Source organism: Mycolicibacterium aubagnense, from assembly GCF_010730955.1.
GTDB lineage: Bacteria > Actinomycetota > Actinomycetes > Mycobacteriales > Mycobacteriaceae > Mycobacterium > Mycobacterium aubagnense.
Genome location: NZ_AP022577.1, coordinates 4,179,183 through 4,200,590, shown reverse-complemented (window position 1 = coordinate 4,200,590; position 21,408 = coordinate 4,179,183). Strand labels below are relative to the sequence as shown.

Sequence of the window (21,408 nt, the reverse complement as noted above, 5' to 3'; positions counted from 1 at the left end):
ATGGCATGCTGGACAGGGTGCAAATGGCGATGCACTTCTGGTGGCTGATCTTTCCGCTGAGCGGGGTGATCGGCGGCGCCGTCCGGGCCGTCGCAGTGGCGAACGATCGGCGCGCCGAGCGCCGGCTCGAGCGGTATCGCATCAAACAGCAGACGAAGATCGCCGTCGCCGAAGCGGCTCGACGCGACCGCGTCGACCCCAACGCCGAACGTCGCACCGTCACCAAGGTGCTGGCCCAGCACGACGACACCGACGGCCGGTGGCTGAGCTACGAACTGGACGTCGCCAAGCTGCTGGACTTCCCGGTGATGACCGATCTGCGTGACCCGTTGACCGTCGGCTTCCACAAGGCCAAGAGCCGCGCCGACCTGCTCCGCCCGTCGGCTCCCGACGATCTGGTCGGCGATCGCGACGCCCAGATCGAATACCGTGACGCCGTACACGAATACGTGTCCGCGTTCGACGTCGCCGAGACCGAGGCGATCCGCCGCCGGCGCAGCGACTTCTCCGCAGACGACCAAGAGCGGTTGGCCCGGGCTCAGCACCTGCTGCGGGTCGCGGCCGACCCGGCGGCCACCCCGAGCGAGCGGCACAATGCCTACAGCAGGGCCCGGCGGGAACTCGACGGGCTCATCGCGTTGCCCGCGGTAACGCGCGCGGCGATCGAACGCCGGATCGCGGGCGAGATCGAGGCCTGATCCTCCCGCCTGTCTCAGGCTTCGTCGAGGTAGCGCTGCAGCGTCGGCGCGAGCCAGTGCACCAGCTCCTCGTCGGTCATCGTGACGACCGGTGGGATTTTCAGTACGAACCGGCACAGAGCCATTCCGAGTACCTGGGTCCCGATCAAGCCGGCGCACCGCTCAGCGCCGACCGGCCTCAGGCGAGCGACTGCCGGCAGCAATTGCTGAGCGAACAGGCCACGCATACGTTCGGCGGCCTCCTCGTTGGTGGTCGCCGACCGCAACAGCACGATCAGGCCCTCGTCCCGGGTCCATCGATTCAGGAAAGCCGCCACCAGGGCCGCACCCAACTCGGCTCTGGGTAGGTGCGACAGGTCCGGGAACTCCAGATCGAACTCGGCCGCGGCCGCAAAGAGCTGGTCCTTGCTACCGAAATACCGCATGACCATCGATGGGTCGATGCGCGCATCCGCGGCGATGGCCCTGATCGTGGCCGCCTGATAGCCGCTCGTCGCGAACCGTTCCCGGGCCGCCGCGAGGATCACAGCCTTGGTCTCTTCTGACGATCTGCGCATGCCAACAAGTGTATGCCAACAACTGTTGACTTTGAGATCACGACGCGCAAACATAGTTATGCCAACAAGCGTTGACATTGACGAAAAGAGACGCAGATGACTGACACCGATGTACTGATCGTCGGAGCCGGCCCCACCGGACTGGCCCTGGCCGTCGCCCTGCAGGCCCGCAATATCCACGCCACCGTCGTCGACCGCCTGGCGGCCGGCGCCAACACCTCGCGCGCAGCGGCGGTCAGCGCCCGGACCCTCGAAGTGCTGGAAAGCCTCGACGTATCGCGCCGCCTGCTCAAAGAGGGCATTACGGCGCCCCGGTTCACCATCCGCGATGGCGCACGCATCCTGGTCCCGGTCGACTTCAGCTGGCTGCCCACGAAGTACCCGTTCATCCTGATGGCGCCCCAGTCGACGACCGAACGCCTGCTACTGGAGCGCCTCAACGAACTCGGCGGCCAGGTGATCCGGCCCAAGACCCTGACCGGAGTGAGGCAGGACGACACCGGCGTCACCGCGCGTTTCGATGACGGCGACGAGGTGCGAGCGCGGTATGTCGTCGGAGCCGACGGCATGCACAGCGCGGTCCGGGAGCAGGCCGGAATCGGGTTCACCGGTGGCCAGTACGCCCAATCTTTTGCGCTCGCCGACGTCCGCCTCACCGGCGACGTGACCGACGACGAAGTAGTCCTGTTCTGGGCCTCCAACGGGATGACGGTGGTCGCCCCGCTCCCCGGCGGCACCTACCGGATCGTGGCGCCCGTCGACTCCGCGCCCGAACAACCGTCCGCCGCGTTCATCCAGGAGATGCTCGACGCCCGCGGCTTCGGTCCCGGCCGCGTCACCGTCACCGAAACCACCTGGGGCTCCCGGTTCCGGGTGCACCACCGGGTCGCCGACAGCTACCGGGCCGGCCGAGTGCTGCTCGCCGGAGACTCCGCACACGTGCACAGCCCGGCCGGTGGCCAGGGCATGAACCTCGGTATCCAGGACGCGATCGCGCTGAGCGCCGCCCTGACAACAGTTTTGGAGACCGGGCGCGATGCTGTGCTCGACGAATACAGCGCAGCCCGGCGTCCCCTGGCCCAACAGGTCATCACCCTCACCGACCGGCTGACCCGGCTGGCCACGCTGCCCGCACCGGTGCGCCCGATCCGCAACCTGGCGGTCGGATTGGCGGGCAAGGCTCCGGCCCTGCAGCACCAGCTGGCCTGGCGGTTGTCCGGGTTGGCCAACCGGTAGAAGCGGAAAGCCGGGCCTGGTCTTCGGGGGTGACCAGGCCCGGCAGCTCATATTCCGCTCAGCCGTTGCAGCAGTGCGACTTCTTCGGCGACGGCGGCACATTCAGCGCCGGGTTGCGATCAAAGAAGCTGACCGGCTTGAGCTTGAATCCGGCGTAGTCGACCGGCATCACCGGCCAGTCCTCAGGCCGTGGGAAGTGGGTCAGCCCGAAGGTGTGCCAGACCACGATGTCCTCGCCCTCGATGTTGCGGTCTTGCGCGACATAGGACGGCAGGCCGCCGTCACCGGGGTGCTGGTTGACGAACTGACCGGCCGGATAGCGTTCGGCCGGATCGTATTTCGTCACCCATAGGTGCTTGGTCGCGAAGGCGGCCCGCTTGGCGATGGAGCTCGACGGGTCGGCCAGCAGCGTCGGCTGCCCCTCGGGGTGCAGCGCATAGCCGACGTTCTGGCCCAGCCGGTTCTGCTTGGTCGGGTTGGTGATGTGCCACACCCGGGCCTTGAGGTTGTCGGCGGTGCGCATGGCTTCGAGCTCGTGGGTCAGCTTGGTCTTCTGCGGCCGGAATGCGTTGCCCCACGGGTTCTCCGGGCCCATCGGGACACCGACAGCGTCCACTTCTTCGACAGTGTTGGTGAGCCCGTCGACCGCCATGTCCAGTCGCGCCGAGAACATGTGCTGGTGGAACGGCGCGCCCAGGCCCGGCGCCATCTCGGTGGAAAAGCCTTCCGGGCCACGGTAAGCCGACGCGAACACGATGCCGGTGGCCTTGGCCTCCAGCTCGATGGTGCCGTCGAGGTAGAGGTACCAGTAGAAGCCGTAGTCGTAGTTGCCGATGGTGAGGAAGAAGGAGATCACCAGACGACGGGAACGGCGCACCTCGGCCATGCCGTTGAACATGTCGGTGTGCTTCCACAGCACCCCGAAGTCCTCCTCGTGCAAGCAGATTGCGTTCTTCATGAGTTTGGGCTCGCCGTTCTCGTCGGCGATGGTGACGTCGAAATACTTGATCTCACCGAGGCAGTCACAACCCAGTTCGAGGGCGTTGGTGTACCGGCCGAACAGGTACTCCCCCTGGTCGAAGTAGTTCTGCCAGTAGCGGACCGGCGAGGGATCGGCGTAGGGCACCACCATCTCGGCGATCGACGCGCGGTACACCACCGGCCGGCCATCGATCGACAGCTGATGCAGGGTCAGGCCCTCGCGAACGTCGAAGCCGAAGCGGAAAGACCAATCGGCCCAGGTGATCTGGTTGCCCTCGACGGAGAAGCTCGCGCCTTCGGGCTGCGTGATCTCGATGGGTTTGAGATCGGTGCGGGCCGGAACCGCATGCGGCGCGGCATCCCACTCGCCGCGTTCGGTGGGCAACGGCAGCTCGACCTCGTCGATCACCTTGACAACCGTGCGGCCCGTGAGGTCGACGTAGGCGACCACACCGTCGATCGGGTGGGCCCACGGCAGGTCCGCCGCGTCGTACTGGTAGAACGCCAGCACCCGGACGATGCGCCGGCCTACCTCGTCTTCGTGACCGAACACGCCGGCCGACAGCGGGACTGCCCGCACGTCAGCCGGATTCAGGTTGCGCTTGGTCATGGCCTCGATCCACTCGGGGCAGTCGAGAAGGAACGCTTCGATGTCCTCGAACTCCTGGTCCAGGATCGGTACGTGGCCGTCGCGGGTGCTGTCGATCGCCACCTCGCTGACCACGCGGCCCTCGGTCACCGACACGACCAGATCGGAGCCCTGTCCCGTCTCCCGGTCCAGCAGCAGCACCCGCGCCCGCCGGTCCATGGCGTCGCCGGGGCGGAAGGCCAGTACCTCGCTCTTGTGCGGCTCCTCCAGTGCGACGAACACGAAGCGGACGCTCTCGCCGAGCAGTCCATGCGCGTCGGCGATACGGCGTACCGCGCGGATTTCCTCGGCGCTCAGCGGAGTGAGCGGGTGGTCCGGGACGGTAACAGCAGAATCGGCGCCGGCCCTCTCCACGGTTGCAGTCATCGTGCGATCTCCTTTGCGATATCAGGGTTTTCGTTCTGTTGAGTTCCGGCGTGCGGCCGCGCGACCGCGACCACGATGCCGCCGGCGAAGGCGCCTACCAGCAGGACGCCGAGGATCGCGGCCATGGTGCTGGAGCCGCCGACCAGCAGCGGCAGGTTGACCGCGGTCATCACCGACAGGACGGCCAGGCCGATGAAGCCGAGCAGCGGAGCCACCATGGTGTGCCACCGGCGGGTGTCGAGGCGAGTGCGGCGGAAGAAGACGATGACGGCCGCCGAGGTCAGCGTCATCAGCACCACGATGCCGACCGACGCCGCGCCGACGAACCAGGTGAACACCTGCGTCACCGGGTCGAGTCCGGCCACCACGGACGCCCCGACGAGCACCAGCGCCGAGAGGGTCTGCGCGAACGAGGCGATGTGCGGGGAGTCGTGCCGCGGGTGCGACCGACCATAGCGCTCGGGCAGCGCCCGGGTGTTACCCAGCGAGAAGATGTAGCGGGCCAGCACGTTGTGGAACGACAGCAGCGCGGCGAAAAGACTTGTGATCAAAAAGATCTGGACCAGGTCACCGGCGACCGTACCGACGTAGTGGGTGGCGGTCTCGGTCAGCATCGTCGCGGGATTCTTCGTCGCCTCGTCGACCGCGCCGGCATCACCCCAGGCGCTGACCAGCGCCCAGCTGCTGAGCGCGTAGAAGCCCCCGATGAGCAGCAGCGCGGCATACGTCGCCCGCGGGATGGTGCGCGCCGGATCACGTGCCTCGTCGCGGAACACCGCGGTGGCCTCGAAGCCGATGTAGCCGGCCAGCGCGAAGATCAGCGCGATACCCGGAGCCCCGGAGAAGAAGTTGTCCGAGTGCAGCACTGCGGTCGAAAGTCCCTGTGCACCAACATGTCCGATGACGGCGGCGTTGATCACCAGCACGATGCCGACCTCGCAGACCAGCAGAACACCCAGGACCTTGCCCGAAAGCTCGATGTGCCGGTAGCCCAGGAAGCCGGTGACCGCCATCATCACCAGGGCATAGAGATACCAGGGCACCGACGGCCCGCCGTGCGCCGTGATGAGCTCGTTGATGGACGCGCCGATGTAGCCGTACACACCGACCTGCACCGCGGTGTAGGACAGCAGGGCCAGGAATGCGGCGCCGAGTCCGGCATGACGGCCGAAGCCATTGGCGATGTAGGTGTAGAACGCGCCGGCCCCGGTGATGTGCCGCGCCATCGCGGTGAAGCCGACCGCGAACAGCAGCAGGACCGCGGTGCAGACGACGTACGACGCCGGATATGCCGCGCCGTTGCCGGCGGAGATACCGATGGGAAAGGTACCGGCGACGACGGTCAGCGGCGCGGCGGCGGCGACGACCATGAACACGATCGCCACCGGGCCGAGACGGCCCGTCAATCGATTCGGCTCAGCGCCGGTGCTTCGACCGGCATCGAGAACTGCGTCAGTTGTCATGGCAGTACCTTCACTGGAATTGAATGTGAATTGGTTGCGGCAAGGTAAGACTTCGGTGAGTTCAAATGAGAATTGCCGGAGCGGCGAATTCTCATTTGACGGCGAAATTCACAGCGCGATGTTGATGGCTTTTGTCTGGGTGTATTCGGCAATGGCGCCCTCGCCGAGTTCGCGGCCCCAGCCCGATTGCTTGTAGCCGCCGAACGGCAGCGCGGTATCGAACGCGTTATGGCAGTTGACCCAGACCGTGCCGGCCTTGATCTGTTGGGCCACGCGGTGCGCGGTCGAGACGTCGCGGGTCCAGATGCTGGCGGCCAGGCCGTAGGGGGTGTCGTTCGCCGCTTCCCGCACGCCGCGGTCGCGGTTGAACGGCACGGCCACAGCGACCGGGCCGAAGATCTCCTCCTGGTAGACGTTGAAGTCGCGGTGCACGTCGACCAGCAGCGTGGGCTGCACGTAGAAGCCGGTATCGCCATGGCGGCCGCCACCGGACAGGGCACGGGCGCCCTGCGCGATGCCGTCGTCGAGGTAGCCCGTGACCTTGGTGAGCTGCTCGCGCGAGACGAGCGGGCCGATGTCGTTGGTGGGGTCCAGGCCGGGGCCGATCCGCAGGCCGGCGGCGTGCTCGGCGACCCCCTGGGTGAACTCGTCGAAGATGGTGTCCTCGACCAGCAGGCGGGTGCCCGCGGTGCAGGTCTGGCCGTGGTTGAACAGGAATCCGCCGGCCACGCCCGGGATCGCGGCCTCGAGGTCGGCGTCGGCGAACACCACCTGCGGGCTCTTGCCGCCCAGTTCCAGCGAGACCTTCTTGAGGTTGCCCGACGCGGCGTTGACGATCTTCTTGCCCACCTCGGTCGATCCGGTGAAGGCGACCTTGTCGACGCCGTCGTGTGCGGACAGCGCGGCGCCGACGTCACCGAAACCCGTCAGCAGGTTGAACACCCCGGCCGGGACTCCGGCCTCGGCGATCACCTCGGCCAGCAGCACCGCGGTCAGCGGCGTCTGCTCGGCGGGCTTGAGGATGATGGTGTTCCCGCAGGCCAGGGCCGGTCCGACTTTGAACGCGGCCATGACCAGCGGGAAGTTCCACGGGGTGATCTGGGCGCAGACGCCCACGGGCTCACGCAGCGTGAAGGCGTGGAACTTGCCACCCGGCGCCCACGGCACCGACACCGGGACGGTGCGGCCCTCGATCTTGGTGGCCCAGCCGGCGTAGTAGTAGAAGATTTCCGCAGCCCAGGTGACATCGACGGCCTTGGCGACGGCGACAGACTTGCCGTTGTCGATGCTCTCCAGCTCGGCGAACTGATCGGCCCGGGCGGTGATGCCCTCGGCGATGCGCCAGATCATCCGCTGCCGCTCGGCCGGCGTCATCGTCGGCCACGGGCCGTGCTCGAACGCCCGGCGCGCCGCCCGCACCGCACGCTCGACGTCTTCGGCGTCGCTGTGCGGGACCGTCGTGATGACCTGCTCGGTGGCCGGGTCGACGGTGTCGAACCGCCGGCCGGAGACCGACTCGACCCACTGACCGTCCACGTACATCTGTTGCGGACGGGAAAGGAAATCGGTGGTTCGCGGGTCCAGATCGGTACCGAGCGTGGCTGTCATGGAAATCATGTTTACGCCTTGATGTGGTGCGGGTCACCACCAATTCCGAATGGGTATTCGCCGAATTCGGATTCTCATTTGACATGGCTTCGCCATTCTCATTCGGGCCGCCCGATAATCGCAGCTCGTGTCGATCAGCGGACATCCGCGGGCTATGACTGGCGGCCGCCTCCCGCTCCGATTCTCATTTGAAGATTTTGGATGTTTACCCGACAACGCTGTCCGGGCCGGCGGCGATCGGCTACCTTCCGACGAATGGGCCCCACCCGAACCATCCGGAGCCGCTCGCCGGTCGCCGGGCTTCAGCGCGGACAGCTGACGTTCACTCAGGTTCTGGGGCAGTCGGTCTCGGCGGTGGCCCCGTCGGCGGTGATGGTCACCCTCCCGGCGCTGGTGCTGCCGGCCGCCGGCCACACCACGATCGCGGTGTTCATCCTGACGGCCCTGATGATGACCGCGGTCGGGTACTGCATCACGCAGTTCTCCACCCGGATGGTCGCGGTGAGCGGGCTGTACAGCTACACCGTCAAGGGTTTGGGCGCGGTGCCCGGTGTCGCGGCCGGCTGGTCACTGGTGATCGGCTATGCCGCCGCCGCGATGGCCAGTGCGCTCGGCGCGGCCAGCTACATCGCCGCCCTGCTGGGCCGGATCGGGGTGCCGGACGGTAAGCCCGTCATCGCCGGTCTGACCGTTCTGGTCGGCGGCACCGCACTGATCCTCATGGTCCGGGGAATCAGGTTGTCGGCGCGCATCTCACTGGCCGTCGAACTGTTTGCCATCGTGGTGGCAGGCATAGTGCTGATGATCGCCTTCGGCGGAGCGGTCACGGGCGCCGCGCCGCCCTCGAAAACGATTGCCGATGCGCCACATTCAGCCTTGGGCTTCGCCCTCCTGCTCGCCATCACCTCATACGTGGGCTTCGAGAGCGCCAGCACCGTGGCCCGCGAGGCGCAGCGCCCGTTCGTCACCGTGACCCGGGCCATCCGCTGGACGCCACTGGCCCTCGGGGCGCTCTACACCTTTGCCGCTGTCCTGCAGACCACCGGCACCATCCGCACCCGGACCGGGTCGACGCCCATCGTGCTGTCCCTGCCCGACTCGGCCGACACCTTGGCCGGCGCGCTGTCCGTGGCGATGGAGTTCGGCATCACCGCCTCCTGGATCGCGTGCGTGATCGGTTCCACCACGGCGTTGTCCCGGACCCTGTTCGCGATGGGGCGCGAGGGCCTGCTGCCGGACGCCATGGGGCACGCCCATCGGCGGTACCGCACCCCGCACGTCGCACTCAGCATCGCGATGCCGCTGATCGTGGCCGTGCCGGTCGGCTATCTCTTCGCCGCGGAGTCCAGTCGCGACGTTCTCGTCGGCCTGCTCGCGGTCTCCGCGCACGGCTATATCGTCGCGTATCTACTGGTGTGCCTTGCCACTCCGGCATTCCTTCGCCGGATCGGCGAGCTCACCACCGTCCCGCTGGTCGTCGGGCTGGCCACTGCCGCCACCATGATCGCCATCATCATCTGGGCCGCGCTATCGGTGGCGTCACCGGTGTGGATCGCCACCGCGGTCTACTCCGTCCTGTTGGCATTCGGCCTGGCGGCCTTCCTGGTGCGCCGCCGGACGGTTACCGATCTTGCCGAACGCGTCGGGGTGTTCGACGAGACCGTCGCCGGCGACGTGTTCGCCGACTACAACCCGTGGGAGGTGCGCCGATGAGCCCGGCCGACGGCGCACTATCCGGCCGCCAGCCCAAAGCGGTGCAGAGCGCGTTGCAGGTGCTCGAGGCGGTCGCCGTGGCCGGCACCGGCGTCACCGCGAAAGACATCGCCGAGCACCTGTCCATGCCGTCGGCCACCACGTATCGGCTACTGAATCTCCTTGTCGCCGACGGCTACCTCGTGCGGCTACCGGACCTGTCGGGGTTCGCGCTGGGCCCGCGCATGGGTCTGCTGATCGACGCCGCGGTCTCCCCCACCGTGTGCACCAAGGCCCGCGAGACGCTGGCCGAGCTGCGACTCTCGGTGCGCTTCGGCGTGCATCTGTTCTACTTCACCAACACCTCGGTGCGTCTCGCCGACCCCGACGGTGAATACCCACCGCCCGCAGACGAATCAGTGCTCAACCGGCACCTGCACGCGAGTGCGGTCGGCAAGTTGTTGCTCGCCGAGAAACACGACGCCGCCGCGCTGCTCAGCCTCACGCCGGCCGCGCTCACCGACCGCACCGTCACGTCGAGATCGGCACTGGCCGAACAGCTCACCGAGATCCGGGCGCATGGATACGCGGTCCAGATCGGTGAGCTGCGGGCCGACTACGCCTGCGTCGCGGTTCCGGTTCGCTCCGCCGCCGCGACCCTGGTCGCTGCGGTGGCGATGTCCGGCCGGGCCGAGCAGGATCTGCTCCTGCAGCGGCAGATTCCGGTACTGCAGGACTATGCAGCGCAATTGGCGCCGCTACTGGCCTGACCCGGCCGAATGCCGGCCTGCCTACCGGCGTGCCGATCAGCTGCGACACGGGCGATCCCTCGGCGTGCCCTGTTTGCGGAATTGACGCATACGTCGGTACTGTACGAAAGTCGTCGGCGACAAATCCAGATACGCACAGCAATGCAACGCATCGGACGGTAAGCATGGTAATTCGACTGCTTACAGTGCATCAATTGGTTGTTCTACTTCAGTCGGCAAATCAAATCGAGTTGCTGCTGACCGCGGTGGCCGGGACCGCGTCGATCGTCACGGCTGCCCGTGACGCCGCAGGTGACGTTGCTGCCTTCGGTCCGGAGCGCCAGCACTCGGAACTCTGCACCTGCAAGGACGGCGACACGTCCCACTGCCCGGCGCGCGACTCGCTCTGAGCGGCTGGAGGTCATCGAGGTGGGGCACGGCACCACAGGCGCCGCACCCCACCGCGACAGCTCTCAACCGCCGATCGCCTCGGCAACCTTGACCACGACCAGCACCACAGCCACCAGCAGGTAACCCCGCAGCGCGACCATGCCCGCCACCCGCAGCGGCGACCAGCCGGGCCGGTCCAAGGTGTCCAGAGCGGGCGTGCGGAAGCTGTCCCGCTCCTGGTTCCGCAGGGCTTTCCGGACGGCGCGGTCGTTTGGTTGCTCGTCCAGGTCTTCCACTTGCTCAGGGTCCAGGCCACCGAACTCGGCGGCCACCTCAACCGCGGCCCGCTGCCGTTGCCTGTGCTGCGACCGGAGCGTCGCGGCGGCGATGGCGGCACCACCGAGCACGCCGACCGCCACCCCGGCCCCGAATCCCCATTCGAGTTGTCCGGCAGTCAGATTCGGGAAGAACGTCGCGGCTGTCAGGGCCAGCGACAGCAGCACCAGCGCCCAGACGATCACGCCGGCCATGATGTTCTGCCGCATGGTGTTGACCCACGGACCCAGCACGGCCTTGTCGTTGCACAGCAGCACCAGGAACACCGTCGCCGACGGCAGTAGGACCCCGGCCAGCGCCTGCACGCCCTGCGTGAGCAGGCCCAGCACGTGATCCGGACTGAACGACACTGCGGCGGCCACCGCGAGCAGCGCGGCATAACCCAGGTAGAAGACCGGCGCCTCACCGACCTTCCAGTGCAACGAGTGCCGCCTACCCAAGGTGTCACCCAGTGCATAGGTGGTGGCGAGCCCGACGGCGTTGGCCCCGATGAGCGATGCGTCCAGCAGCAGGATGGCGAACAGCGCGCCCGCGGTGGGCGACACCTGCCGGCCCAACTGGGTTGCCACGGCACCCGCATCGGTGAAGTTCCCGGCCGCGGCGGTGCCGCCGAGCCCGAAGGCGGCAGCGGCCATGATCGCCACCGCACCCACCATCACCACGACGATGCCGATCCACAGGTCGATCCGCTCGTAACGAATCCATTTGGGGGTCAAGCGCTTGTCGACGATGTTGGACTGCTGGAAGAACAATTGCCACGGCGCGACGGTGGTGCCGACGATGGCCACGATCAGCAGCAACAGCGTCGAGTTCAGGCCACCCGGGAATGACGGGATCAGGCCGCGCGCGGTGTCCGACGCCGACGGGTGCACGATGAACGCCAGCGGGAAGATCACGATGTTGATGGCGATCAGCGCGAAAATGAAGCGCTCCCAACGGCGGAACGAACCGCCGGCCACCACGGCGAACAACAGCACCGCGGCGAGCGGCACCGAGATCGACTTCGGCAGCCCGAAGTAGCTCAGCGCCATGGCTACCCCGACGAATTCGGTGACGATGGTCAAGGCGTTGACGATGAGCAGGTCACCGACGCTGAACGCGCCCCAGAACTTGCCGAAGCGGGCGAAGATCAGGCGCGCGTGCCCTACTCCTGCGACCGCACCGAGTCGGACCACCATCTCCTGGTTGACGTACAGCACCGGAATCAGCAGCGCCAGCGTCCACATCAGTGCCATGCCGTAGTTCTGGCCGGCCTGCGCGTAGGTCGCGACGCCGCCGGCGTCGTTGTCCCCGACCATGACGATGAGGCCGGGCCCCATCACCACCAGCAGCATCTTCAATCGCTGCCAGCGGCTGCGACCGGTGCGGGTCTCGTCGGTGCGGATGGTGCCCAGCGCGCCGACGATGTCGCCGACGTGCGCGGTGTCGAGCACCGCGGTGCGTGGTGAATCACGTTGCGTTACTGAGGTTTCGCCGGAGGGGTGCGGGATACGGGCGAAGAGGGCCATGTCGAGATTCCTCTCGGGAAATGGCAGCACAGCTGGGGTCCGCCCACCGGAATCGGTGGGCGGACCGTGCGGCCGAACGGATCAGAAGTTGGGGTGCGCCCCGAGAGACGCCGAGATCACCGCGAGCGGTGTGTGCGACATCTGAAGGTTGTGCCGTTCCTGCGGGGTCATCCGAGCGCGAACGCTCACCCGACGAACAATGCGATTTACTGCGGCACTACGGAATACGGTCATGGCAGGTCTCCTACCGGGATATGTCCCGCGAGCCTGCGTCAGGCACCGTCGATCAGACGGCCATGCCGATGAAGAGCCGGCAAGGTCGCGGGAGGATAGAAATGAAATTGTCGGAGTTGGGTTTTCGCTCCGGACTGGAACTCGGACCATCGTCAGGTTTCATGTGTCCTCACCTCCTCGCCGTCAGGCCCCCACCGGGGACAGTTGTGCCACATAACTTCGACAACACGCAGGGGAAGGACACGGCGACCGCAACGGCCATAACGGGCCAGTGCATCTCGGCGCCACGTACACCCCTCTCGTCAGAGCTTCGGCACTGAACGACGTAATCCACCGGGGCGGATAGCCACTTTGGGTAACCCCTTAATCCGGGGAGACCTGTCCTGACCCTGGGCGTCTCTCGACGTCGTCGGATCAGTGGCTTGTGTTCGTTCAGGAGCCTCGCCTAGCGAGGTGCTGACCTGGGAAACATAACCTGGCCGTTTGTGGCCCGTCAAGTTGAATCCAAGCCGGCTCGCCGGGCGTGACGGAGTAGTCAGCGGTAGGGGTGTGCGCCGATCGACGCCGAGATGACGGCCAGCGGTGTGGACGACAGCCGAATGTTGTGTCGCTCCTGCGGGGTCAGGTGTGCTCGGGCGCGGACCCGCTTGGCTACCCAGCGGACGGCGGCGGTGCGAAAGACATTCATGGTGCGCTCCTGTCAACATCTGTCCGTCGGCCCAAAGGTCGGGCGATGGGCAGACCCATACCCATCAATGACAGCACGTAAACGTCAACAAGCGCCGGAGGTAACCGTCAAGACCGCGCTAATAATTCGGCGGCGGCAGTCGCCCCTCACCTGGGTGTTGTCGTTGACATCGGCGGGACGCCGAATCACCGAGGGTGTGGGATGACGCGGAAAGCGCCCGCCGATTCTCCTCGGCAAGACCCACTCTCGACGCTGGAAACGCACTCACTCCAGCCCGAAGATCCGAATACTCTCGGCACGCATGTCGACCTTGCGGACCTTGCCGGTGATCGTCATCGGGAATTCGTCGACGATGTGGACGTAGCGCGGAATCTTGAAGTGCGCCAGCCGATCTGCGGTGAATTCCCGGATGGCCGCGGCATCCAGCGCGGCAGCACCGGGACGCATTCGCAGCCATGCGCAGATTTCCTCGCCGTAGCGGGCATCGGGCACCCCGATCACCTGGGCGTCCTCGATGTCCGGGTGCGTGTACAGGAACTCTTCGATCTCGCGCGGGTACACGTTCTCGCCGCCGCGGATCACCATGTCCTTGATGCGGCCGACGATGGCGCAGTAGCCGTCGTCCCGCATCACCGCGAGATCGCCGGTGTGCATCCAGCCCTCGGAATCGATGGCTTCCCTGGTCTTTTGGTCGTCGTTCCAGTAACCGAGCATGACCGAGTAGCCGCGCGTGCAGAACTCCCCCGGCTCGCCACGTTCCACCGTCTCGCCCGTCTCCGGGTTGACGATCTTCACCTCGAGGTGGGGATGCACCCGGCCGATGGTCGCGGTGCGACGATCCAGGTCATCGTCGATGAGGGTCTGGCAGGACACCGGCGAGGTCTCGGTCATGCCGTACCCGATGGCCACCTCGGCCATGTGCATGTCGGAGACACAGCGCTTCATCACCTCGACCGGGCACACCGAACCGGCCATGATGCCGGTGCGCAGGCTCGACATGTCCCGACCGCCGAACGACGGATGGTTCTGCATCGCGATGAACATCGTGGGCACGCCGTAGACGCCCGTGCACCGCTCGGATTCGACGGCATCCAGCGTCGCGGCGGGATCGAAGCCTGGTGCCGGAATCACCACGGCCGCACCATGGGTCGTACAGCCGAGCACGCCCATCACCATGCCGAAGCAGTGGTAGAACGGCACCGGGATGCACAAGCGCTCGCCCGGCATGAGCTTGATGCCCTCGGTGACGAAGAAGCCGTTGTTCAGGATGTTGCGGTGCGACAGCGTCGCACCTTTCGGGAATCCTGTTGTGCCCGAAGTGTATTGGATGTTGATCGGGTCGGTGTTGGATAGCGTGGCCTGCCGGGCTGCCAATTCGCCGGCACCGACGGCCGCGCTCTCGGCGCGCAGCTGATCCCAATCCGCGCCGTCGAGGAAGACCACGTCGCGCAGGCCGGATACCTGCGGGCGAACTTCCTCGATCATCACCGCGTAGTGGGACGTCTTGAACGACGTTGCCGAGATCAGCATCCGCATCCCGGACTGGCCCAGCGCATAAGCCAATTCATGCACCCGATAGGCAGGGTTGACGTTGACCAGGATCGCGCCGATCTTGGCCGTCGCCAGCTGCGTCACGATCCACTGTGCACAGTTCGGTGACCAGATGCCCACGCGGTCACCCTTTTCGATGCCACGAGCCAGCAATCCACGGGCGATCACGTCGACTTCGGCGTTCAACTCGGCGTACGTGTACCGCAGTCCCTGAGCGCGGTCGACCAGCGCCAGGGTGTCGGGATAGGCCGCGGTGGTGCGTTCGAAATTGGCCCCGATGGTCTCTTCCAGGATCGGAGTGTCGGTGGGCCCCGCGTCGTAGCTCAGCATCACTTCACCACGTCCTCGTAACGGTATTCCGATACGATCGGGGTGCCGGCGGCGTGCGCCTGATCTTCGCGCCGGCGCAGGTCGACGCGCCGGATCTTGCCCGAGATCGTCTTGGGCAGATCGCCGAATTCCACCCGGCGGACCTTGAGGTACGGCGCCAAGTGGTCGCGGGCGAATTCCATGATGGACCTTGCGGTTTCCTCGTCGGAACTCCAGCCCGCGGCCAGGCTGACGTAGGCCTTCGGCACCGCGAGCCGGGTGTCGTCTGGCTGCGGCACCACCGCGGCTTCCACCACCGCGGGGTGCTCGATGAGCACGCTCTCCAGCTCGAACGGTGACACCTTGTAGTCCGACGACTTGAACACGTCGTCGGTGCGGCCGATGTAGGTGATGTAGCCGTCGCTGTCCCGGGAGGCCACGTCACCGGTGTGGTAGTAGCCGCCCGCCATGACGGCCGCATGCCGTTGCGGGTCACCGAGATAACCGGTCATCAGGTTCAGCGGCTGCGCGCTCAGCTCCAGACAGAGCTCGCCCTCGTCGGCCGGCTCGCCGGTCAGCGGATCCACCAGCACCACCGGCACACCCGGCATCGGCCGGCCCATCGAACCGGCCTTGACCGGCTGGCCCGGGGTGTTGCCCACCAGCAGGGTGGTCTCGGTCTGGCCGAAGCCGTCCCGGATGGTCAGCCCCCAGGCGTCCTGCACCTTCGCGATGACATCGGGGTTGAGCGGTTCACCTGCGCCCAGAATCTCGCGCAGCCCTTGGGGTTTGGCGCCGAGGTCGGCTTGGATCAGCATCCGCCACACGGTCGGCGGCGCGCAGAAGGTGTTGACACCGGCGCGGCGCAACTGCCTCATCAGCGCGGCGGCGTCGAAGCGGCTGTAGTTGTAGACGAAGATGGTCGCCTCGGCGATCCACGGTGCGAACACACAACTCCAGGCATGTTTGGCCCAACCCGGCGAGCTGATCGCCAGATGCACGTCGCCGGGCGTCACCCCGATCCAGGCCATCGTGGTCAGGTGACCGACGGGATACGAAATCTGCGAGTGTTCAACAAGTTTGGGCTTGCTGGTAGTGCCCGAGGTGAAGTAGACCAACAGCGGATCGTCGACCTCGGTGACGGCGGTGAACGGCCCCGCCGAAACCACCTGGTACGCATCGGCGTAGCGGTGCCATCCGGCTACCGGAGCCCCGACGACCACCCCGGTGTACCGCCCGTCGACGGACGAAAACTTGTCCGCGTCCGCGGCATTGGTCACCACGAAGCCCGCCCCGCCGCGGGTGATCCGGTCGGCCAGGTCCGCCGGGCCCAGCGCTCCGGTCGTCGGCATCACCACCGCGCCGAGCTTGGCCACCGCCAGCATCGACTCCCAGAGCTCGACCTGGTTGCCCAGCATGACGATGACCCGGTCGCCCTTGCCGACACCCAGCGCCTGCAGCCACGTCGCCACCTGGTCAGACCGGTCGGCCATCTCCGCGAAGGTGTACCGCTGCTCGTAGCCGCCTTCTTCGGTGATCCACAGCGCCACCTGCCCGGCCCGTTCCGGACTGCGGGCGATGACGTCGAACCAGTCGGTGGCCCAGTTGAAGGCGCCGGTCAGCCGCGGCCAGCGGAACGAATCGACGGCCTGCGAGTAGTCACCGATCGATGTCACGAGACGGTCCCGTGCCGCTCGATACTGCTCGGTGTTGGTCGTGATCCCAGCGTCTGTCGACATGAACGTAGGATCTACGTCACAGCCACCCACCCGCTACCCCCGAAAGAGGGTACTGACCGTGACCACCGGCCCCGCCGTGCTGCGCCCGCGTGACACCGACGCGGTGCGCGCCGAGCTGCGGAGAATCAGCACCGAGGGCGCGGTACCCGTGATGTTCGGCGGCGAGGTGCACGACGACGCACTGTTGCTCACCGAGTTCCACGGCACCCGGGGCGGCGGGCTCCGCGGCCTGGTGGTGCGCTCGGCGTTCGGTCTCGGCGGGGCCAGCATGGTGTCGGGACAGCCGCTCGCGGTGGCCGACTACCGGCACGCACCGTCCATCACCCACGACTACGACATGCCCGTGCTGTCCGAGGGCATCCGGTCGGTGCTGGCGGTGCCGGTCGTCGTCGATGGCCGGGCCCGGGCCGTGCTCTACGGCGCCTACCGGTCCAGTGCACCGTTCGGCGGCCGGGCCGTCGACCTGATGCTGACGTCGGCGCGGCGGCTGTCCGACGAGCTGACCATTCGCGACGAGGTGGACCGCCGGCTGCGGCTGCAACAGGCCCAGGCGGCCGCCACGGCGGTGAACACCGAACACGTCCGTCAGGTGCATGCCGAGCTGCGGCGGCTGGCGGCCGGTGGCGACCCCGTCGCACCGGGCGCCCTTGGCGACCTCGCCGACCGGCTGGCCGCGGCCCTGGCCGGTGGGCCGGCAGCCGTCGGCCCGCTGAGTCCCCGCGAACTCGACGTGCTGGCGCAGATCGCCTTGGGCTGCACCAATACCGAAGCCGCGGCGCGGCTATCCCTGAAACCCGAGACCGTCAAGAGCTATTTGCGCAGCGCCGCAACGAAACTCGGCACCCACACCCGGCACGAGGCGGTATCGAAGGCGCGCCAGCTGCGGCTGATCCCCTGACCTGTCAGGCCAGCGAGTCGATCCACGCGCGGTGTAGCGCGGCATACCGCCCGTTACGTGCGACCAGATCGTCGGGCGCACCATCCTCGACGATGCGCCCGCCGTCGAGGACCAGCACCCGGTCCGCGGACTGCACGGTGGAGAGTCGGTGCGCGATCACCAGCGCGGTCCGGCCGGCCAGCACGGTGGCCAGCGCGCGCTGCACCAGGCGCTCGGTCGGGATGTCCAGCGAGGACGTCGCCTCATCGAGGATCAGCACCTTGGGGTCCGCCAGGAACGCGCGGGCGAAGGCCACCAGTTGCCGTTGCCCCGCCGACAGCCGTCCACCCCGGTTGGCGACGTCGGTGTCGTAACCGTCGGGCAGTGCATCGATGAACCGTTCGGCGCCAACAGCTTCCGCGGCCGCGCAAATCTCGGCGTCGGTGGCGTCGGGCCGGCCGAAGCGGATGTTGTCGGCGACGCTGCCGGCGAACATGAAGTTCTCCTGCGTCACCATCACCACGTGCCGGCGCAACTCGGTTTGGGCGACGGACCGCAGGTCGATGCCGTCGAGGGTCACCGTGCCGGTGACCGGGTCGTAGAAGCGGGCGATGAGCTTGGCGATGGTCGTCTTTCCCGCACCGGTGGCACCCACGAGGGCGACGGTCTGCCCCGCCGGCACCGTCAGATCCAGTTCCGGCAGCACCGGCCGTTCCGCGGTGTAGCCGAAGCTGACCCCGCGAAAAGCGATGTCCCCCTTGACCGTCGTCAAAGCCACCGGCGCAGAGGTATCAACGATCGCCGGCTGCTGCCCGAGCACCCCGGCCAGCTTCTCCAGCGCCGAGGCCGCCGACTGGAAGGTGTTGAAGAACTGCGAAATCTCCTGCATCGGTTCGAAGAACATGCGCAGGTACAGCAGGAACGCCGTCAACGTGCCGACGGTCATCCGGCCGTGCAGCACCAGGTATCCGCCGTACAGCAGCACCACGGCGGTGGTGACGTTGCCGACGAGCTTGACCCCGGGCATGAACACCGCGAGCAGCGTCATGGTGCGTTCGTTGATGACGCGGTAGTCGTCGACGACGTCGTCGAAGATCTGTTGGTTGCGCGGTTCCCGCCGGTAGGCCTGCACCGCCTTGATGCCCGTCATGGTTTCGACGAACTGGACAATCACCAGGGCCGCCCGTTCACGGACCGTGCGGTACGTCCGGGACGACTCGCGACGGAACCAGGCGGTCAACAACACCAGCAGCGGGAATGCCCCGAGACACATCAGTCCGAGCGGCACGTCCAGCGAGACGAGCAGGACCGCGGTGCCGCCGAGGGTGAGCACGGCGGTGATGAGGCTGTCGAAACCCGTCGACAACATGGTCTGGATGGCTTCGATGTCGTTGGTGGAGCGGCTCACCACGCGGCCGGACGTGTAGCGGTCGTGGAAGGCGACGTCGAGGCGCTGGAACTGCCGGTACACCAGGCGGCGCAGTTCCAGCAACACCTTCTGCCCGATGCGGCCCGACCGGTTCAGGAAGAACAGCCGGAAGGTGGCCTGCAGCACGACGACGCCGCAGAGGGCCGCCACGATCTGCAGCAACTCGCGGGCCGGGCCGCCGTGCAGGATCGGCGGGATGCCGCGGTCGATGCCGCGCTGCACCAGCAGCGGAACCGACAGGCGCGCACCGTTTTCCACGACCACGACCAGCCCCAGCAGCAGGACCGCGACGCGGTACGGACTCAGCAACGACCCCAACAGCGCGCGGGCCTCGCGGCGCCGCGATACGCTTTCGTCGATGGGCAGGTCCTCGACCGCCTCGACCGTCTGGCCGCGCCAGCTCTCGGTACTCATCGCCTGCACACCTCTTCGGCCTCGTCCGTCTGCTCCAGATACAGCTGCTCGAGGCGTTCGCGTTCGGCGTCCTGCTCCCAGTCACAGCTGCGTTCGGTGCCGTCGTCGAGCTCGTCGTCAGCGGACAGCAGATACCGGTATTCCGGTGCCTGCGAAAGCAATTCAGCGTGTGTACCGATGCGGGTGATGGTCCCGTCCTGCAGCAGCGCCACCCGATCGGCCAGCAGCACAGTCGACGCCCGATGCGCCACCACGATGCCGGTGACCTCCCTCAGCACGTGCCGCAGCGCGACGGTGACCTCGGCCTCTGTATGCATGTCCAGGGCCGACAAGGTGTCGTCGAGCACCAGCAGCGACGGCGCGGCGAGGATGGCCCGGGCCAGCGAAAGACGTTGCCGCTGACCGCCGGACAGGCTCATGCCCTGCTCACCGATGCGGGTGTCCAGGCCGAACGGCAGATCGTAGACGAACTGGGCGGCCGCGATGTCGATGGCCGCGCGAATCTCGGCGTCGGTGGCGGGATCGTCGGCGCCTTGTCCTGAAGTCGGCCGGCCCAGGGTGAGGTTCTCAACGACAGACATGGAGAACAGCGTCGGGTCCTCGAAGGCGGTGGCCACCGCGCTGCGCAGGGCGGGCAGCGACAGCTCACGGATATCCCGGCCGTCGAGCAGGATGGCGCCCTCGGTGACGTCATAGAGCCGCGAGAACAATGCGGCCAGAACCGATTTCCCGGACCCCGTCGCACCGACCAGCGCCAGCGTCTGGCCCGGCTCGACCGTCACCGAGACGTGGCGCAGGGCCCAGTCGTCGGGCTCCGCGTCCGGAAAGCGGAATCCCACGTCGCGCAATTCGAGGTGACCGCCGCGGGGCACTGTGTGGACCGGGCCGTCACTGATATCCACTGGCGCGTCGAAGATCTCGGCAACGCGGTTGGCCGCGGTCATCGACTCCTGCATCATCGACAGCAGGTAGCCCAGCGACGCGATGGGCCAGACCAGAGACAGCATCATGGTGATGAACGCGACCAGCGTGCCCATCGTGACCAGGCCGTGGCCGGCGGCGTACGCACCGAACCCGAGCACCAGGATGAGCGTGAGGTTGGGGATGACCTCGAGCAGCGTCCAAAAGCGCGCCGAGACCGCCACCTTGCCGACCTCGGCGTCGTACAGGGCCGTCGCCCGCTCGTCGAACCGCTGGTAGACGTAGTCCTCGCGGCCGAACGACTTGATCACCCGCAGGCCCAGCGCGGATTCCTCGACATGCGTTGCGACATGGCCGGATTGGTCCTGCGCCAGCCGGGACAGCCGGCTGAACTGCCGCTCGAATCTGAAGATCGTCACCGTCACCGGCAGCACCGAGACCAGCACCACCACACCCAGCGGCCAGTACATGGCCAGCAGGATGGCCGTCACCACGATGATCTGAATCGTGTTGAGCACCAGGAACAGCAGGCCAAACCCGAGGAATTGTCGAATAGTGCCAAGGTCATTCATCACGCGGGACAGCAATTGGCCCGACTGCCACTGCCGGTGGAACGACATCGGCAGAATCTGCAGCCGCGCGTAGAGCTCCTTGCGGATGTCGGCCTCGACACCCATGGTCGCGCGGGCCCCGAGCCAGCGCCGGATGAACCACAGCACCGCCTCGACAAGCCCCAGCGCCAACGCGGCGGAACCGAGCACCCACAGGCCATGCTGATCCTGGTGCCGGACCGGACCGTCGATCACTGCCTTGGTCACCAGCGGGATCGACACCGTCACGCCCAGACCGACGAACGCGGTGAGCAACATGGCGCCCCACCGACCGCGGTACGGGCCCAGGTACGGCAGCAGGCGCAGCAGATCGGTCGACGCACGCCGACGCTGCGGCACCGGGGCGATCGCCGGAGCCGAGTGCAGGGGCTGGGCTATATCAGACACAACAACGTCAATGCT

Annotated in this window: 16 protein-coding genes and 1 riboswitch; of the genes, 6 read left to right on the top strand and 10 right to left on the bottom strand. The window is 67.0% G+C overall.

The genetic code is table 11. The features are described from left to right. Window positions 1-23 precede the first annotated feature (23 nt). On the top strand, window positions 24-698 hold the full coding sequence (locus G6N59_RS20130; protein WP_234884058.1) for a hypothetical protein: 675 nt from the start codon (window positions 24-26) through the stop codon (window positions 696-698). 14 nt (window positions 699-712) lie between these two features. On the opposite strand, the gene G6N59_RS20125 is transcribed toward G6N59_RS20130, so the two are convergent. Continuing rightward, a complete protein-coding gene (locus G6N59_RS20125) occupies window positions 713-1,255 on the bottom strand; it encodes a TetR/AcrR family transcriptional regulator (protein WP_138228587.1) in 543 nt (180 codons plus the stop codon). Between the two features lie 96 nt (window positions 1,256-1,351). Between G6N59_RS20125 and G6N59_RS20120 the strand changes: the two genes are divergently transcribed. Then, a complete protein-coding gene (locus G6N59_RS20120) occupies window positions 1,352-2,491 on the top strand; it encodes an FAD-dependent monooxygenase (protein WP_138228586.1) in 1,140 nt (379 codons plus the stop codon). Window positions 2,492-2,549: 58 nt separating this feature from the next. On the opposite strand, the gene G6N59_RS20115 is transcribed toward G6N59_RS20120, so the two are convergent. From G6N59_RS20115 to G6N59_RS20105, 3 genes are all read right to left on the bottom strand, one after another. Then, complete coding sequence (locus G6N59_RS20115) at window positions 2,550-4,487, bottom strand: primary-amine oxidase (protein ID WP_138228585.1); 1,938 nt, start codon at window positions 4,485-4,487, stop codon at window positions 2,550-2,552. Then, on the bottom strand, window positions 4,484-5,950 hold the full coding sequence (locus tag G6N59_RS20110) for an APC family permease (RefSeq protein ID WP_138228584.1): 1,467 nt from the start codon (window positions 5,948-5,950) through the stop codon (window positions 4,484-4,486). Before G6N59_RS20110 ends, G6N59_RS20115 begins: the two co-directional genes overlap by 4 nt. Window positions 5,951-6,058: 108 nt before the next feature. Then, complete coding sequence (locus G6N59_RS20105) at window positions 6,059-7,558, bottom strand: aldehyde dehydrogenase family protein (protein WP_138228634.1); 1,500 nt, start codon at window positions 7,556-7,558, stop codon at window positions 6,059-6,061. Window positions 7,559-7,813: 255 nt separating this feature from the next. Between G6N59_RS20105 and G6N59_RS20100 the strand changes: the two genes are divergently transcribed. The 3 genes from G6N59_RS20100 (at window position 7,814) to G6N59_RS20090 (ending at window position 10,409) form a co-directional block, all read left to right on the top strand. Further along, entirely contained in the window at window positions 7,814-9,271 is a 1,458-nt protein-coding gene (locus G6N59_RS20100; protein ID WP_138228583.1) for an APC family permease, read from the top strand. Beyond that, window positions 9,268-10,020: an IclR family transcriptional regulator gene (locus G6N59_RS20095; protein ID WP_138228582.1), complete on the top strand. Its 753-nt coding sequence runs from the start codon at window positions 9,268-9,270 to the stop codon at window positions 10,018-10,020. The genes G6N59_RS20100 and G6N59_RS20095 overlap by 4 nt, the downstream gene beginning before the upstream one ends. A gap of 194 nt (window positions 10,021-10,214) precedes the next feature. Beyond that, a complete protein-coding gene (locus tag G6N59_RS20090) occupies window positions 10,215-10,409 on the top strand; it encodes a hypothetical protein (RefSeq protein WP_138228581.1) in 195 nt (64 codons plus the stop codon). Between the two features lie 63 nt (window positions 10,410-10,472). On the opposite strand, the gene G6N59_RS20085 is transcribed toward G6N59_RS20090, so the two are convergent. The 4 genes from G6N59_RS20085 to G6N59_RS20075 all read right to left on the bottom strand — a co-directional run bounded on the left by G6N59_RS20085 (window position 10,473) and on the right by G6N59_RS20075 (window position 16,736). Further along, window positions 10,473-12,233, bottom strand: a complete 1,761-nt coding sequence (locus G6N59_RS20085) for an NRAMP family divalent metal transporter (protein ID WP_234884057.1) — start codon at window positions 12,231-12,233, stop codon at window positions 10,473-10,475. A 521-nt stretch (window positions 12,234-12,754) separates the two neighbouring features. Further along, window positions 12,755-12,927, bottom strand: a riboswitch (M-box (ykoK) riboswitch). Window positions 12,928-13,002: 75 nt separating this feature from the next. Beyond that, the gene (locus tag G6N59_RS30600; RefSeq protein WP_170212342.1) at window positions 13,003-13,155 is read right to left on the bottom strand and encodes a hypothetical protein; all 153 of its coding nucleotides are present in this window, start codon (window positions 13,153-13,155) and stop codon (window positions 13,003-13,005) included. Window positions 13,156-13,419: 264 nt separating this feature from the next. Continuing rightward, the gene (locus tag G6N59_RS20080) at window positions 13,420-15,036 is read right to left on the bottom strand and encodes an AMP-binding protein (protein ID WP_138228580.1); all 1,617 of its coding nucleotides are present in this window, start codon (window positions 15,034-15,036) and stop codon (window positions 13,420-13,422) included. Further along, on the bottom strand, window positions 15,036-16,736 hold the full coding sequence (locus tag G6N59_RS20075; protein ID WP_138228632.1) for an AMP-binding protein: 1,701 nt from the start codon (window positions 16,734-16,736) through the stop codon (window positions 15,036-15,038). Before G6N59_RS20075 ends, G6N59_RS20080 begins: the two co-directional genes overlap by 1 nt. A gap of 76 nt (window positions 16,737-16,812) precedes the next feature. Here G6N59_RS20075 and G6N59_RS20070 point away from each other — a divergent pair, with 76 nt between their 5' ends. After that, window positions 16,813-17,652, top strand: coding sequence for a LuxR C-terminal-related transcriptional regulator (locus tag G6N59_RS20070; RefSeq protein ID WP_138228579.1), 840 nt, complete (start codon window positions 16,813-16,815; stop codon window positions 17,650-17,652). A 4-nt stretch (window positions 17,653-17,656) separates the two neighbouring features. Here G6N59_RS20070 and G6N59_RS20065 read toward each other — a convergent pair whose 3' ends face one another. Together G6N59_RS20065 and G6N59_RS20060 are read right to left on the bottom strand one after the other, a co-directional pair. Then, window positions 17,657-19,474: an ABC transporter ATP-binding protein gene (locus G6N59_RS20065; protein WP_138228578.1), complete on the bottom strand. Its 1,818-nt coding sequence runs from the start codon at window positions 19,472-19,474 to the stop codon at window positions 17,657-17,659. Then, on the bottom strand, window positions 19,471-21,393 hold the full coding sequence (locus tag G6N59_RS20060; protein ID WP_234884056.1) for an ABC transporter ATP-binding protein: 1,923 nt from the start codon (window positions 21,391-21,393) through the stop codon (window positions 19,471-19,473). Before G6N59_RS20060 ends, G6N59_RS20065 begins: the two co-directional genes overlap by 4 nt. Between the last annotated feature and the right edge of the window lie 15 nt (window positions 21,394-21,408).

What these genes read in the sequence shown, in the direction of transcription:
- G6N59_RS20080 (WP_138228580.1), bottom strand. Translation starts at nt 15,036, where the DNA reads ATGCTGAGCTACGACGCGGGGCCCACCGACACTCCGATCCTGGAAGAG.
- G6N59_RS20110 (WP_138228584.1), bottom strand. Translation starts at nt 5,950, where the DNA reads ATGACAACTGACGCAGTTCTCGATGCCGGTCGAAGCACCGGCGCTGAG.
- G6N59_RS20120 (WP_138228586.1), top strand. Translation starts at nt 1,352, where the DNA reads ATGACTGACACCGATGTACTGATCGTCGGAGCCGGCCCCACCGGACTG.
- G6N59_RS20105 (WP_138228634.1), bottom strand. Translation starts at nt 7,558, where the DNA reads ATGACAGCCACGCTCGGTACCGATCTGGACCCGCGAACCACCGATTTC.
- G6N59_RS20095 (WP_138228582.1), top strand. Translation starts at nt 9,268, where the DNA reads ATGAGCCCGGCCGACGGCGCACTATCCGGCCGCCAGCCCAAAGCGGTG.
- G6N59_RS20065 (WP_138228578.1), bottom strand. Translation starts at nt 19,474, where the DNA reads ATGAGTACCGAGAGCTGGCGCGGCCAGACGGTCGAGGCGGTCGAGGAC.
- G6N59_RS20130 (WP_234884058.1), top strand. Translation starts at nt 24, where the DNA reads ATGGCGATGCACTTCTGGTGGCTGATCTTTCCGCTGAGCGGGGTGATC.
- G6N59_RS20085 (WP_234884057.1), bottom strand. Translation starts at nt 12,233, where the DNA reads ATGGCCCTCTTCGCCCGTATCCCGCACCCCTCCGGCGAAACCTCAGTA.
- G6N59_RS20115 (WP_138228585.1), bottom strand. Translation starts at nt 4,487, where the DNA reads ATGACTGCAACCGTGGAGAGGGCCGGCGCCGATTCTGCTGTTACCGTC.
- G6N59_RS20125 (WP_138228587.1), bottom strand. Translation starts at nt 1,255, where the DNA reads ATGCGCAGATCGTCAGAAGAGACCAAGGCTGTGATCCTCGCGGCGGCC.
- G6N59_RS20100 (WP_138228583.1), top strand. Translation starts at nt 7,814, where the DNA reads ATGGGCCCCACCCGAACCATCCGGAGCCGCTCGCCGGTCGCCGGGCTT.
- G6N59_RS30600 (WP_170212342.1), bottom strand. Translation starts at nt 13,155, where the DNA reads ATGAATGTCTTTCGCACCGCCGCCGTCCGCTGGGTAGCCAAGCGGGTC.